A 13,724-nucleotide genomic window follows, 5' to 3' on the forward strand; every position below is an offset into this window, starting at 1 on the left:
AGCGCCGACAAAGCTCGCGCTTGTTCGCATCAGGCATCGCTGCCAGGCGACAAAACTCTTCGCGCTCCGACATCAGCGAACACTCCTTGAACGGCATGGCTAATCCTCCATGCCGATGTGTCCACCATGTCTCCGAACACCCGTCCACCATCTCCCCGGTCTGTACACTTCGCCGGGGAAGCCAGAAGAAAGCCGGGGAGGCCAGAAGAAGTGCGCCATCCAGGTTCGCGCCGCGGCAAAGCCACGTCGTCGGTCGCGCCCTACGGGCGCGCCGGCCGGCACTCGGCTGAAACGCGATTTAGCTCCGCTAAATCGCTGCCTCGTGCTTACCCCTCGTAATCGCCGCCCAGATTCTGGTTGCGCGGCGGGGCGGCGGCGGTGAGGCGCAGTGCCTCGGCCGAGGCCGCGAGGCTGCCGATCTCATCGGGCGTATCGTCGTCGTCGACCTGGACCTTCTGCAGGCCCGACACGACTGCCTCTTCGAGGTGCACCGGGTGCACCAGCTCTTCGGCGATCTCGCGCAGCGCGACGACCGGGTTCTTGTCGCGGTCGCGATCGACCATCAGCTCGGCCCCGCCGGAAATCTGCCGCGCGCGCTGCGCTGCGAACAGCACCAGATCGAAGCGGTTGGGAATCTTGTCGACGCAATCCTCGACGGTGACGCGCGCCATGAATGGCTTCCTTTGGGTGACGATGACGTGAAGGCGTGCGATCTAGGCGGCACAAGCGCGAGAGTCAAGAAAATCGCCCGCTTGCCACCGTCGCCACGCTCCAGCAAAGCTCCGCGCGTCATGGAGAATCCCCCGCCCCAACCCAGCTTCATGGTCGATGGCAACCGGCTGACCATGCTCGACACCGGCCCGCGCCGGCTCGACGCGTTGCTCGGGCTGATCGAGGGTGCGACGCAGAGCCTGCGCGTGATCTATTACATCTATGTCGACGACGCGGCGGGGACACGGGTGCGCGACGCGCTGATCGCGGCGCAGGCGCGCGGCGTCGCGGTCTCGCTGATTATCGACGGCCTGGGCAGCGAGGGGGCCGAGCAGAACGGCTTCTTCGCGCCGATGCGCGACGCCGGCGTCGATGTCTGCCGCTTCGTGCCGAGCTGGGGCCGGCGCTATCTGCTGCGCAACCACCAGAAGCTCGCGCTGGCCGACGAGGCGCGCGCGATCATCGGCGGGTTCAACGTCGAGGACAGCTATTTCGGAACGCCGGCCGAACAGGCATGGCGCGATCTCGGGCTGCTGGTCGAGGGGCCGGCGGCGCAACATATCACCGGTTATTTCGATGCGCTCGCCCGTTGGGCACGGCGGCCGCGCCCGCCGCTGCGCGGACTGCGCCGCGCGCTCGCGCGGTGGAGCCAGCCGGCCGGCAAGACGCGCTGGCTGTTCGGCGGCCCGGCGCGGCGGCTGTCGCCCTGGGCGCTGGCGGTCAAGCGCGACATGGAGAGCGCGCAGCGCGTCGATCTCGTCGCGGGTTATTTCGCCCCCAACCCCGGCATGCTGCGGCGGCTCGACCGCATCGGGCAGCGCGGTCGCGCGCGCATCGTGCTGCCGGCCAAGAACGATCATCCGGCGGCGATCCTCGCCTCGCGCTTCACCTATGCCGGGCTGCTGCGCAAGCGCGTCGAGATTTACGAATATCAGCCGACCAAGCTCCACACCAAGCTCTTCGTGATCGACGACGTGGTCTATATCGGCTCGGCCAATTACGACATCCGCAGCCTGTTCCTCAATCTCGAGATGATGCTGCGGATCGACGACGCGGCCTTTGCGGCGCACGCCCGCGCCTATATGGACGGCGAGGTCGCGCAATCCGAACGGATCACTTCGGCCCTCTACAAGGCGCGGACGAGCTGGTGGATGCGGGTCAAACAGGCCGGCGCGTTCTTCGTCATGACGGTGGTCGACTTCAACGTCACCCGGCGGCTTAACGCCGACGAACGCTAGGCTCGCGGCGACTTTAGTCTAACCCGTTCGTTTCGAGCGCAGTCGAGAAACGGCAACAAGCGCTCCGCCAGGTTTCTCGACTTCGCTCGAAACGAACGGCTGGGAGGGCGTTCAGGCAGATGTCACCCCGCTCCCATCCCGAGCCGCCGTCAGTCCTTCCACGCCCAGTAGAGCTGCGCCGGGGGCACGTTCAGCCATTCCATGTCATGGTCGATTCGCGCGAAATGCGGGTCGATGAAGTCCTTCACCTTGGGCGAGAACTGATAGACCAGGAAAGCGCCGCCCGGACGCAGCACGTCATGCGTCGCGGCGGCGATCGCCGGGCCGACGCCTTCGGGCAATGTCGAAAAGGGCAGGCCGGACAACACATAGTCAGCCGCGTCGAAGCCATGATCGGCGACGATCGCGCGCACATCGGCGGCCGAGCCGTTGACCGCGGCAAAGCGCGGATCGGTGATGTCGTGGCGCAGATAGCGGATGAAATCGGGGTTGGTGTCGATCGCGATCAGCTTGGCATCGGGCGCCAGCCGCTCGAGGATCGGACGGCAGAAGGTGCCGACGCCGGGGCCGTACTCGACGAACAGCTTGGTGTTGGCCCAGTCGACCGGTCCGAGCATCTTGCGGATCAACACGCCCGACGACGGCACGACCGAGCCGACCATCACAGGATGCTTGAAGAAACCGCGCAGGAACATGCCCCATGGCGAGGGCACGCCGGCGGCTGCCCGGCGCTGTCGTCTGGCGGCAGCAGTCGAAATTGTCACTGGCGATCCCTCTGTACCATTCCCGGGAGTTCGCGACGCTCGTCGCAAAGCCGTAACAAACATGCAAGCCCATAGGTTCAATCGGTATGTCGCAAATGCTTGCGCCAGGAGGGGAAGCGCTTAATCGGGGCGCATGCACGACGAACGGAACGGCCAGATTGTGGTGATCTTCGTGTCGGAACGGACCGACGCGGATGACGACGGCTATGCCGCCGCCGCCGACGCAATGGTCGCGCTCGCGGCGGTCCAGCCGGGTTATTGCGGCCATGACAGCGTGCGCGGTGCCGACGGCGTCGGTATCACGCTGAGCTACTGGGCCGACGAGGCCAGCGCGCTCGCTTGGAAGAACCACCCCGAGCACAAGGCGATCCGCGACGCCGGGCGCGCGCGCTGGTATCGGCGCTATGAGGTCGTGGTGGCGGGCGTCACGCGCGACTATCGCTGGGGCGCCGCATGAGGACGCCGACCGCGATCAACCGCGAATTCGCGCTGCTGTTCATGGTCATGCTGACCATCGCGGCGGGCAACACCGCGTTGCAATCGGTGCTGCCCGCGCTCGGCCGCTCGCTCCATGTCAAAGACAGCGCGGTGGCGGCGGCCTTTTCGGTCTCGGCGCTGTTATGGGTGATCGCCGCGCCCTTCTGGGCGGCGCGCTCCGACACGCATGGCCGCCGCGCGATGATCCTGCTCGGGCTTGGCGGCTTCGCGATCTCGCTGCTGTTGTGCGGGCTGTTCCTCACTGCCGGGATCAATGGCTGGATCGGCGGCACGGCGGCGTTCATCCTCTTCATCGCCGGGCGGCTGATCTACGGCACCTTCGGCAGCGCCGCGCCGCCCGCGGTGCAGGCGGTTGTGGCGGGCGAGACGACGCGCGAGGAGCGTACCAAGGCGCTGACCTTGCTCGCCTCGGCCTTCGGGCTGGGCACGATCCTCGGCCCGGCGATCGCGCCGTTCCTGCGCCTCGGCCAGGTCGGCGGGGTCGAAATCGGCCTTGCCGGCCCCGCCTTCGTGTTCGCGATCTTCGGCGCGGCGATGTACGTCGCGGTGCGCACGCAGTTGCCCGACGACCGCACGCCGCAGCCCGGCACGCATGGCGCGTCGAGCGCCTATCCCTCGATCGGCGGTGCGCCGACCGGCGCCAGCGTCGCCGCCGCGATGCAGCCCGATAGCGAGCAGGTCCGCTTCCGCGACCCGCGCATCCGCGGCTGGATGCTCGCCGGGCTGGTGATGGGGCATGCCCAGGCGATGACCAGCCAGGCGATCGGTTTCCTCGTCATCGACCGGCTTAACCTCACCCCCGCGCTGGCGATCGAGCCGACCGGCATGGTGCTGATCATGGGCGCCGGCGCGTCGCTCCTCGCTCAATGGGGCATCATCCCGCTGCTCAACCTCAGCCCGCGCCAGCTCGTCCTGTCGGGGCTGGTACTGGCGGCGGTCGGGCTGGCGCTGACCGGCATCGCCACCTCGCTCTACACCATCGCGGTCGCCTATGGCCTGGCCAGCCTCGGCTTCGGTTTCACCCGCCCCGGCTTCACCGCAGGCGCGTCGCTCGCGGTCGGCCAGCAGGCGCAGGGCTCCGTCGCGGGCAAGGTGACCAGCGTCAACGGCGCGTCGTTCGTACTCGGGCCGTCGCTCGGCGTCGGCCTGTACGAGGCGAGCCATGCCCTGCCCTATCTCACCGCCGCCGCGGCGCTGCTCGCGCTGTTCGGCTATGCCTGGTTCACGCTGCGCGACCAGCGCTGAGCCGCCGGGCGATCAGCTGCCGTCCGCATCGCGCGGCCGCAGCTGACCGGGCGAGATGAAGCCGAGCGGCTGGAGCGACGCGGCGTCCTGCTTGAGCCGCGCGCCCATCTGCTCATAGTCCTTCTCCATCTCCGGCGTCACCGAGGCGCGCGAATCCTCGAGCGCGGCGAGGAAGTCGGCCATCGACACCTCGCGGGCATCGAGCGAGCGACGCAGCGCGACGAGGCCGGCACGGCGCACGACGTCCTCGAGATCGGCACCGGTGAAGCGATCGGTCTTGGCCGCGACGGCATCGAGATCGACATCGCCCGCCAGCGGCATCTTGCGCGTCTGGATGCCGAGGATACGCCGCCGCCCGGCCGCATCGGGCACGCCGACATAGACCAGTTCGTCGAACCGCCCGGGCCGGAGCAATGCCGGATCGATCAGATTGGGCCGGTTGGTCGCGCCGATCACCACCACGGCCTGAAGTTCCTCCAGCCCGTCCATCTCGGCGAGGATCGTGTTAACCACGCGCTCGGTCACCTGCGGCTCGCCCAGCCCGCCGCCGCGCGCCGGCACCAGCGAATCGAGTTCGTCGATGAAGATCACGCATGGTGCGACCTGGCGCGCGCGGGCGAACAGCTTGGCGATCTGCTGCTCGCTCTCGCCATACCATTTGCTCAGCAGGTCGCTCGACTTGGTGGCGATGAAATTGGCCTGCGCCTCACGCGCCACCGCCTTGGCCAGCAAGGTCTTGCCGGTGCCGGGCGGACCGTAGAGCAGGAAGCCCTTGGCGGGGCGGATGCCGAGGCGGCGAAACGCGTCGGGGTCCTTGAGCGGCAGCTCGACGCCTTCCTTGAGGCGCTCCTGCGCGCTGTCGAGCCCGCCGACATCTTCCCAGCGGACGCGCGGCGCCTCGACCATCACCTCGCGCATCGCCGAGGGCTGGACGCGTTTCAGCGCGTCGAGGAAATCCTCGCGCGTCACCGCCAGCGTATCGAGGATTTCGGGTGGAATCGTCCCCTCGGCGAGATCGAGCCGGGGCATCAGCTTGCGCACCGCCTCGATCGCCGCCTCGCGCGCCAGCGCGGCGAGATCGGCGCCGACAAAGCCGTAGGTGGTGCGCGCCAGCTCGTCGAGATCGACCTTGTCGCCCAGCGGCATGCCGCGGGTATGGATGCCGAGAATCTCGCGGCGGCCGCGCTCGTCGGGCACGCCGACGACGATCTCGCGATCGAACCGGCCCGGCCGGCGCAACGCCTCGTCGATCGCCTCGGGGCGGTTGGTCGCCGCGATCACGACGATGTTGGCGCGCGATTCGAGCCCGTCCATCAGCGTGAGCAGCTGCGCGACAAGCCGCTTCTCGGCCTCGCCCGACACCTGGCCGCGCTTCGGCGCGATCGAATCGATCTCGTCGATGAACACGATCGACGGCGCGCTCTTCGCCGCGTCCTCGAACACCTGACGCAGCTTGCCTTCGGATTCGCCATAGGCCGAACCCATGATCTCGGGGCCGTTGATCAGGAAGAACTCGGCCGCGCTTTCATTGGCGACGGCGCGCGCGAGGCGCGTCTTGCCGGTGCCGGGCGGCCCATGCAGCAACACCCCCTTGGGCGGATCGACGCCGAGCCGCTGGAACAGTTCGGGATAACGCAGCGGCAATTCGACCATCTCGCGCAGCTGGTCGATCGTCGGGCCCATGCCGCCGATATCGTCATAGGTGACGTCGGCGCGGCGCGCTTCCTTGGGCTCCTCATATTCGGGACGCAGCTCGATCTCGGTATTCTCGTCGACATGGACGACGCCGCGCGGCGTCGTGCCGATCACCGCGAGGCGGATCTCCTGCAGGGCATAGGCCGGCGCGTTCATGAACTGGCGCACGCCCGCCGGGATATCCTGGACGCGCTGATGCCCGGCGGTGGCGACGACGTCGCCCTGCGTCAGCGGACGCCCGAAAAAGGTCCGCTTGAGCGCGTTGGACGAGCCCTGCAATCGCAGATTCTGTTGTGCGGGCGCGAACACCACGCGCGTCGCGGGCTTCGATTCGGCCTTGCGGATCTCGACGAAATCGCCCGAGCCAGCGCCGGCATTGGCGCGCTGCAGGCCGTCGATGCGGACGATCTCCAGCCCCTCATCCTCGGCATAGGGCGCGACCGCGCGCGCCGCCGTGGTCGCCTTGCCGACGATCTCGATCACGTCGCCCTCGGCAATGCCGAGCGCGGCCATCATCGCGCGCGGCACATGCGCCAGACCACGCCCGCTGTCTTCGGGGCGCGCATTGGCGACCTGCAATTTCCGAAGTGGCGCTTCGCTGTCAGCCATCGATCTACCTTTCACGTGCCGGACAGCGCGTAGGTAGGAGCGAAGGTTCCGAGATACGAGGGCTGGCCGGCGATTGCCGCCACGGCCAGTTGGCAAAGCACAAAAAAAGGCCGACCCCGCAGGATCGGCCGTGAAAGTTTTAGGAGAGGATGCCTGAAAGGCACCCCGTATGTGTATCACGACAATTTATTGTGCAAGTGCGAAAAGAAACGAGTTGATTGCGTAAAATGCATTCGAGGGTGGATTTTTCCCTCCTTTGACGGCATTTTTCGTGTCACCGGTATGTAGTGCACCGCACAAGAGGGAGGGGATGAATGCGTCGTTTGCCGCCGTTGACCGCAATCGAGGCGTTCGTGCAGGTCGCGCGACTCGGCTCGATCAAGGCCGCCGCGGAGGAACTGGCGCTGTCCGCGCCGGCGCTCAGCCGCCGTGTCCAGGCGCTGGAACGCTTCATCGGCCGCCCGTTGTTCGATCGCCGCCACCAGGCGGTGGTGCTCAACGCCGATGGCGAGCGCTTGCTCCAGCAGATCGCGCCGGCGCTCGATTCATTGAGCGACGCGGTCGAGACGATGACCAGCAGCACCGACGTGCTGCGGCTGCGGCTCGGCATCCTGCCGCTGTTCGCGTCGCAGCGCCTGTTCCCGCACCTCGCCGAACTGCGTGCGCGCCACCCCGAGTTGCATCTCGACATCGATACCGCCGGGCATGGCGTGTCACGACTTGGCGACGGGCTCGACGCGGTGATCGCGCTGGTGCGGGACGTCGACCCATCGCTCTACGCCAAGCGGCTCGATCGCAATTCGGTTTATGTCATCGGCGCGACGTCGCTGCTGGAAGGCGCCGATCCGGTGACGCGGCCCGAGCAGCTCGCCAGGCTCACCGCGCTGGTCCACCGCGACATGCCCGACACCTTCACCGCCTGGCGCCGCGCCGCAGGCCTCGACGATCTCGAACCGGCGGCGACCGATCATTTCGATTCGGGCGCGTTGATGCTCGAGGCGGCGGCGCAGGGGCTGGGCGTGGCCTTCATGCACGAAAGCCATTTCGAGGACGCGCACGATCCGCGGCTGGCGCGGCTGTTCGGCATCTCGGTCGAGAGCCCGTACAGCTATTATTTCGTCTGCCGCCCGCGGGCGCTGACGCAGCGCCCGGTGCGGCTGTTCCATGACTGGCTGATCGCGACGCTCGCCGATCCATCGATTTAACCACCATATTGGCTCTAAATATATCTCCCGCCGACCTTTTTCGTTCAGCGACGGTTTAGAAAAGTTGCCATAGCCTGGCCGCTTGTGCGCCGCTCGTTCGGCACTGCACCGACCGGGGGGGGAATCGATGCATCCTATTTGGGCGCTGGTCGCCGGATTGAGCGTCATCCTCCCCGCGATGCTATCGGCGCAACAGGCACCGCCGACCGCCGCGACCGACCAAGGCGTGCTGGTCTTTCCCGCCGCGTTCTTCATCGATGCGGGCGCGACCACCGCGCTCGACATGATCGGGCGGCTCCCCGGCTTCGTGCTCGATATCGGCAACCCGGATTCGCGCGGCCTTGCGGGGGCCGCCGGCAATGTGCTGATCGATGGCGCGCGACCGACCTCCAAGAGCGACACGCTCGACGCGGTCCTTCGCCGTATTTCCGCCGCTGGCGTCGAGCGTATCGAACTGATCCGCGGCGGCGCGCCCGGCATCGACATGCAGGGCCGGGCGGTTCTCGCCAATGTCGTGTTGCGGCGTGGCGCCAAAGCCGAGATCGTCGTCGAGGCAAACGCCTATGCCTATCCCGACGGCTTCATCGCCCCGTTGCTGAAGGCACAATATGCCAAACGCGCCGACGACAGACAGACCGAACTCGCAATCTCGGCGACCAACGACCGCAGCGGACAAACCACACGCGGCATGCGGATGCGGAGCGGTGCTGATGACAGCTTGATGCAACGCGCGGCGCTGGACCTCCATGACCAATATCGCGATCTCAATCTGCGCGGCACGCTCGAACGGCCCGCGCTGGGCGGCAAGCTGCGCGTCAATGCGCTGTTCGACTATACCGGCCTGTCGACCGCGCAGCGAACCACGATCATCGCCGGGGCCGGCGACGGCGAACAAGTCACCGACCGTACATCAAATCCGAGCGGCGAGTTCGGCCTCAACTGGACCGGCAAGCTCGGCCCGCGCAGCGAACTCGAACTGACCGGGCTGCAACGCTTCGGCCACACCGACTATGCCGCGGACGGGTCGAGCGGCACCGACCGTTCGACCTTCGACAGCGCCTCGACCAGCGGCGAGAGCGTGCTGCGGGGCGTTTATCGCTTCCATCCCGATACCCGATGGGCATTCGAGGCAGGTGGCGAGATTGCCTATAATTTCCTCCGCAGCGCGACGCGCTATGCCGAGCAGGGGAACGACGTGCCGTTACCCAATGCCGCGATCCTGGTCAGCGAAACGCGCGGTGAGGGCTTCGCCCAGGCGACGTGGCATCCCGGCACGCGGCTGACCGCCGAGGCCGGATTGCGCGTCGAAGTCTCGCGAATCGCCCAGGCCGGCGACACCAACAGCAGCAGGTCGTTCACCTATCCCAAACCGCGCGCGCAGCTGACCTGGCTGGCCTCGGCCGGCAACCAGCTGCGCCTGCGCGTCGAGAAGGAGGTCGGCCAGCTCAATTTCGGCGACTTCGCCGCGTCGACCGAAATCACCCTCGGCACCGTGACGGGCGGCAATGCCGATCTCCGGCCGCAGCGCGATACCGTGTTCGAGGCGGTGTATGAACACCGCTTCTGGAACAAGGGCGTGATCGAGCTGACCGCGAGCCACATCGCCTACCGGGACGTTATCGACGTCATACCGCTGCTCGGCGGTTTCGACGCGACGGGGAATATCGGCACCGGTACGCAGGACCAGGCGCGGATCAACCTTACGCTGCCCTTCGATCGGCTCGGCTGGAAGGGCTCGTTGCTCAACCTGCGCGGATCATGGACCAGTTCGCGCGTGACCGACCCGTTGACGCGCCTGAGCCGGCCGCTCGCCTATAGCCAGCCCTTCACCTGCCTCGTTTCGTTCAGCCAGGATCTGAAGCGCGGCCGCTTCTCCTACGGCGTCAGCCATGACTGCAATGTCGACCACTTCACGACCTATCGCAGCAGCCAGGTCCGCACGGTAATCGCGCAGCCCTTCATGTCGATCTATGGCCAGTGGAAGCCGTCGGCGACGACGACGCTGCGGCTTGATCTCGGCAATGCCACCAACGGATCGTTTCGCACGCTGCGCGACGTCTATGCCGGGCCGCGCGACGCGGCACCCTTGCTGTACCGCGAAGATCGGACGACCCGGCGCGGCAGCTATCTCTACCTGCAGGTCAGGCGCGTCCTGTAGGCGTTGCCGGGTCCGGCCTCGACCGGACCCGGCAGTTCGAATCAGGCGGCGCGCGCGGTGATGATCTTGCCCGGCTCGCGCGGCGGCTCGCCCTTGGGGAGTGCGTCGACATGTTCCATGCCTTCGGTCACTTCGCCCCATACGGTGTACTGACCGTCGAGGAAGCGGGCATCGTCGAAGCAGATGAAGAACTGGCTGTTGGCCGAGTTCGGGCTCTGCGCGCGGGCCATCGAGGCGACGCCGCGGACATGCGGTTCCTTGGAGAATTCGGCGGCGAGATCAGGCTTCTTCGAGCCGTGCATGCCGGTGCCGGTCGGATCGCCGCCCTGCGCCATGAAGCCCGGGATCACGCGGTGAAACACGACGCCGTCATAGAAGCCGTCATTGGCGAGTTCGACGATGCGCGCGACATGGTTCGGCGCGAGATCGGGGCGCAGCTTGATCTTCACATCGCCCGTCGCGAGCGTGAGGGTGAGGGTTTCGGGGGTATCGGCCATGTCGGCAAGCTCCGGTAGAAAGTAAGGGGATGGCGGTGCCCCTAGCGGCCTCCGGCGGCGCTGGCAAACCGCACGGAATGCGGTTATCGCCCGACGACGCGAAGCATCGGCAGGAGGTCGGACGATGAGCGAGACCGAACTCTCCCCCGAGATCGACGCCGAGATCGAGACCAACCAGCTCGACGAGGACGACCGGCTCAAGCCCGAATTCGTCCGTGCGGTGCTCGACGCGGTCGATGCCGGCGATGCCGATGGCGCACGCGCGCTGGTCGAGCCGCTCCACCCGGCCGATCTCGCCGACCTGTTCGAACTGACCCCGCGCGAGGAACGCGCCGCGCTCGCCAAGGCGATCTCCGACCTGCTCGACGGCGACGTCTTCGCCGAGATGAACGATTATGTCCGCGAGGACCTGATCGATGCGCTCGACCCGCACCAGGTCGCCGACATCGCCGCCGAACTCGATACCGACGATGCCGTCGCGATCATCGAGGACATGGACGCCGCCGACCAGCGCGAGGTGCTCCGCGCGCTCGACCCCGACGATCGCGCCGCGATCGAGGAAGCGCTGTCCTACCCCGAGGAATCCGCCGGGCGCCTGATGCAGCGCGAGCTGATCGCGGTGCCCGAGCATTGGTCGGTCGGCGACGCGATCGATTATCTGCGCGGCCATGAAGAGCTGACCACCGATTTCTGGGAAATCTTCATCGTCGACCCGGCGCACAAGCCGGTCGGCACCTGCCAGCTGTCATGGATTTTGCGCACGCCGCGCGCGATCCCGATGGCGGATGTGATGAAGCGCGAGCAGACGCTGATCCCGGTCGACATGGACCAGGAAGAGGTCGCGTTGCGCTTCCAGAAATATGCGCTGATCTCGGCCGCGGTGGTCGATGCCGGGGGGCGGCTGGTCGGGATGATCACCGTCGACGACATCGTCCACATCATCCAGCAGGAGGCCGGCGAGGATATCACGCGGCTGTCGGGCGCGGGCGAGGGCGACATCAACGAGCCGATCGCGCTGACGGTGCGGACGCGCATCACCTGGCTGGTGGTCAATCTCGGCACGGCGATGCTCGCCGCCTCGGTGGTCGGTGCCTTCCAGGGCGAGATCGCGCGCTATGCGCTGCTCGCGGTGCTGATGCCGATCGTCTCGGGTATGGGCGGCAATGCCGGCACGCAGACGCTGGCGGTGGTGGTGCGCGCGCTCGCCACCAACCAGCTGACCAGTTCGAACACCAGCCGGATGATCCTGCGCGAATTCCGCATCGCCATGGCCAATGGCGCGATGCTGGCGATCCTGGTCGGGCTGGGCACGCTGCTGATCTTCCACAACGAGAATCTGGCGATCGTCATCGCGATGGCGATGGTGATCAACAACCTCATCGCCGGACTGTCGGGGGTGCTGATCCCGGTGACGCTCGACCGGCTCGACATCGATCCGGCGGTGTCGTCCGCGGTGTTCGTGACGATGATGACCGATGTGATGGGGTTCTTCTCGTTTCTCGGCCTCGCCACCTTGTGGGGCCTTGGCGCCTAGCGGCGCCAGCCCCACATCGCCGGCGTGCCACTTCATCTCACCAAGGTCGCGTTCGGCGCGTCGGGCGTCGAGCATCTTGCCGAGCGCTTGCTCGAGCGTGCGGCGGCGGGGCCGGTGTTCCTCACCACGCGTTATCTGCCCAAACGGCATGTCGAAATTGCCGGGCAGGGATCCTTGTTCTGGATCATCAAGCATAGCCTGGTCGCGCGCTCACCGATCCTGTCGTTTGGCGAGGCCGAGGGCGGGCGCGTCGCGATCCATCTCGACCCGCATCTCGTGCTGACCCAGGGCCGGCCAAAGCGCGCGCACCAAGGGTGGCGCTATCTTGAGGACGCCGATGCGCCGGCCGATCTGGGTGGCGACATCAGCAGCGGCGACGCATTGCCCGCTGCGCTGATCGGCAAGCTCGCGGCGCTGGGGCTGGTGTAGAGCGGCGTAAAAGCGCCGCGTTTTTCGCTGCCATCGGCCGCGACATTTTTTATTTCCCTGCCAGATCCAACTTGTCGTTTTATTCCCGTGGCTTGGCGCGACGCTGGCAGGGAATTGGCAGGGAAAATGCACGCGCCGGAACAAGACGCGACGCGGTGACGACGGGGTCGCAGCCGTGCCGGAGTTTCATGCTTCACGGTAGGAAAGAGCCGGTGCGATCATGACATGTCCGCCGGGTAGTTGAATCGCGGCGTTCTGGAGCGACGGCAAAAATCCTTCTCCCTTTGGGAGAAGGTGGCGCGAAGCGCCGGATGAGGGCAGCCGCCAGTGCGGCATTTCGTTGCGGCCCTCACCCTTCCCATCGCTTCGCGATGCTCCTCTCCCAAAGGGAGAGGGAGACTACGCCGCCCGCGAGCGTCGTCAGGAGCCGCCGCACTCCACCGGCCCGCCGGCCGCGGCATGGACGAAGCACTTGGGCTTGCCCGTCACCACGACATGGCCGAGCCCGGAGGAATTGACCTGCGCGGTGTAGCGCGCCGCGGCGCGGGTCTCGCCGGTGCCATCCTGGAGGATCGACAGGTCGTTGACGACCAACGCGGTGGCATCGACATTGCCCGCACCATTGGTGACGAGGCGCGCGCGCGCCGCGCGGCCCGCCAGCGTCATCGTGCCCGCGCCGACGATCGTCGCGAACAGCTGATCGGTATCGGCCGCGCTCACCGTGACGGTACCGCTGCCATTGACCGACAGGTCGACGCGCTGCGCCTTCATGCCCTTGATCGTCACGCGCGCGCCGCCATTGACGAACGCCGCGCTGAGCCGCGGGGTGGTCAGCGTGATGACCGGCCGCGCGACGGCCTTGCCGACCGGGGTCTCGCCCCAACCCTGATGGCCCATGCGCACGATCAGCGTGGTGCCCTGCAACTGGATGTCGAGCCCGTCGATCGCCCGCGCATCGCCGGTCGCCAGCGCGCCCGGCGCGACGCCGGTGGTGACGCGCACCTCGAACGGCCCCTCGATACGGACGCGCTCATAGCTGCCAAAGGCATAACGATGCTCGGCGGCATCGGCGGCGACGGGCAGGACGAGCAGGGCGAAGGCGAGCAGCCGGACGATCATGCCCCCGACATCGCACCCTTCA

At 67.1% G+C, this 13,724-nt stretch carries 12 protein-coding genes; 7 read left to right on the top strand and 5 right to left on the bottom strand.

From position 1 onward, the window contains the following. Window positions 1-326: 326 nt before the first annotated feature. Window positions 327-671 carry a DNA-directed RNA polymerase subunit omega gene (gene rpoZ, locus U1839_RS24500; protein WP_281129453.1) on the bottom strand — a complete coding sequence of 115 codons (345 nt, stop codon included), beginning with the start codon at window positions 669-671 and terminating at the stop codon, window positions 327-329. A gap of 120 nt (window positions 672-791) precedes the next feature. Between rpoZ and U1839_RS24505 the strand changes: the two genes are divergently transcribed. Next, window positions 792-1,949 carry a phospholipase D-like domain-containing protein gene (locus tag U1839_RS24505; RefSeq protein WP_332806185.1) on the top strand — a complete coding sequence of 386 codons (1,158 nt, stop codon included), beginning with the start codon at window positions 792-794 and terminating at the stop codon, window positions 1,947-1,949. A 149-nt stretch (window positions 1,950-2,098) separates the two neighbouring features. Here U1839_RS24505 and U1839_RS24510 read toward each other — a convergent pair whose 3' ends face one another. Further along, complete coding sequence (locus tag U1839_RS24510; RefSeq protein WP_332806186.1) at window positions 2,099-2,713, bottom strand: class I SAM-dependent methyltransferase; 615 nt, start codon at window positions 2,711-2,713, stop codon at window positions 2,099-2,101. Window positions 2,714-2,846: 133 nt separating this feature from the next. Here U1839_RS24510 and U1839_RS24515 point away from each other — a divergent pair, with 133 nt between their 5' ends. Further along, a complete protein-coding gene (locus U1839_RS24515; protein ID WP_332806187.1) occupies window positions 2,847-3,170 on the top strand; it encodes an antibiotic biosynthesis monooxygenase family protein in 324 nt (107 codons plus the stop codon). Continuing rightward, window positions 3,167-4,456 carry an MFS transporter gene (locus U1839_RS24520; protein WP_332806188.1) on the top strand — a complete coding sequence of 430 codons (1,290 nt, stop codon included), beginning with the start codon at window positions 3,167-3,169 and terminating at the stop codon, window positions 4,454-4,456. The genes U1839_RS24515 and U1839_RS24520 overlap by 4 nt, the downstream gene beginning before the upstream one ends. Window positions 4,457-4,468: 12 nt before the next feature. On the opposite strand, the gene U1839_RS24525 is transcribed toward U1839_RS24520, so the two are convergent. Further along, on the bottom strand, window positions 4,469-6,760 hold the full coding sequence (locus U1839_RS24525) for a CDC48 family AAA ATPase (RefSeq protein ID WP_332806189.1): 2,292 nt from the start codon (window positions 6,758-6,760) through the stop codon (window positions 4,469-4,471). 314 nt (window positions 6,761-7,074) lie between these two features. Here U1839_RS24525 and U1839_RS24530 point away from each other — a divergent pair, with 314 nt between their 5' ends. Both U1839_RS24530 and U1839_RS24535 read left to right on the top strand, forming a co-directional pair. Beyond that, window positions 7,075-7,965: a LysR substrate-binding domain-containing protein gene (locus U1839_RS24530; RefSeq protein ID WP_332806190.1), complete on the top strand. Its 891-nt coding sequence runs from the start codon at window positions 7,075-7,077 to the stop codon at window positions 7,963-7,965. Between the two features lie 127 nt (window positions 7,966-8,092). Then, complete coding sequence (locus U1839_RS24535) at window positions 8,093-10,123, top strand: TonB-dependent receptor plug domain-containing protein (RefSeq protein WP_332806191.1); 2,031 nt, start codon at window positions 8,093-8,095, stop codon at window positions 10,121-10,123. A gap of 41 nt (window positions 10,124-10,164) precedes the next feature. On the opposite strand, the gene U1839_RS24540 is transcribed toward U1839_RS24535, so the two are convergent. Further along, a complete protein-coding gene (locus U1839_RS24540) occupies window positions 10,165-10,620 on the bottom strand; it encodes a peptidylprolyl isomerase (RefSeq protein ID WP_332806192.1) in 456 nt (151 codons plus the stop codon). A 124-nt stretch (window positions 10,621-10,744) separates the two neighbouring features. On the opposite strand from U1839_RS24540, the gene mgtE reads away from it, so the two are divergent. Both mgtE and U1839_RS24550 read left to right on the top strand, forming a co-directional pair. Beyond that, on the top strand, window positions 10,745-12,154 hold the full coding sequence (mgtE, locus tag U1839_RS24545) for a magnesium transporter (RefSeq protein ID WP_332806193.1): 1,410 nt from the start codon (window positions 10,745-10,747) through the stop codon (window positions 12,152-12,154). A gap of 24 nt (window positions 12,155-12,178) precedes the next feature. After that, a complete protein-coding gene (locus tag U1839_RS24550) occupies window positions 12,179-12,583 on the top strand; it encodes a DUF1489 family protein (RefSeq protein WP_332806194.1) in 405 nt (134 codons plus the stop codon). A gap of 420 nt (window positions 12,584-13,003) precedes the next feature. Here the strand turns inward: U1839_RS24550 and U1839_RS24555 are convergent, their stop codons facing one another. Then, complete coding sequence (locus U1839_RS24555; protein WP_332806195.1) at window positions 13,004-13,702, bottom strand: GIN domain-containing protein; 699 nt, start codon at window positions 13,700-13,702, stop codon at window positions 13,004-13,006. Between the last annotated feature and the right edge of the window lie 22 nt (window positions 13,703-13,724).

It is taken from the genome of Parasphingomonas halimpatiens, assembly GCF_036663795.1.
Classification (GTDB): domain Bacteria; phylum Pseudomonadota; class Alphaproteobacteria; order Sphingomonadales; family Sphingomonadaceae; genus Sphingomonas.

Bases quoted from the DNA above. Each gene is read 5' to 3' on its own strand.
- rpoZ (WP_281129453.1), bottom strand. From the start codon at position 671: ATGGCGCGCGTCACCGTCGAGGATTGCGTCGACAAGATTCCCAACCGC.
- U1839_RS24505 (WP_332806185.1), top strand. From the start codon at position 792: ATGGAGAATCCCCCGCCCCAACCCAGCTTCATGGTCGATGGCAACCGG.
- U1839_RS24515 (WP_332806187.1), top strand. From the start codon at position 2,847: ATGCACGACGAACGGAACGGCCAGATTGTGGTGATCTTCGTGTCGGAA.
- U1839_RS24520 (WP_332806188.1), top strand. From the start codon at position 3,167: ATGAGGACGCCGACCGCGATCAACCGCGAATTCGCGCTGCTGTTCATG.
- U1839_RS24525 (WP_332806189.1), bottom strand. From the start codon at position 6,760: ATGGCTGACAGCGAAGCGCCACTTCGGAAATTGCAGGTCGCCAATGCG.
- U1839_RS24530 (WP_332806190.1), top strand. From the start codon at position 7,075: ATGCGTCGTTTGCCGCCGTTGACCGCAATCGAGGCGTTCGTGCAGGTC.
- U1839_RS24535 (WP_332806191.1), top strand. From the start codon at position 8,093: ATGCATCCTATTTGGGCGCTGGTCGCCGGATTGAGCGTCATCCTCCCC.
- U1839_RS24540 (WP_332806192.1), bottom strand. From the start codon at position 10,620: ATGGCCGATACCCCCGAAACCCTCACCCTCACGCTCGCGACGGGCGAT.
- mgtE (WP_332806193.1), top strand. From the start codon at position 10,745: ATGAGCGAGACCGAACTCTCCCCCGAGATCGACGCCGAGATCGAGACC.
- U1839_RS24555 (WP_332806195.1), bottom strand. From the start codon at position 13,702: ATGATCGTCCGGCTGCTCGCCTTCGCCCTGCTCGTCCTGCCCGTCGCC.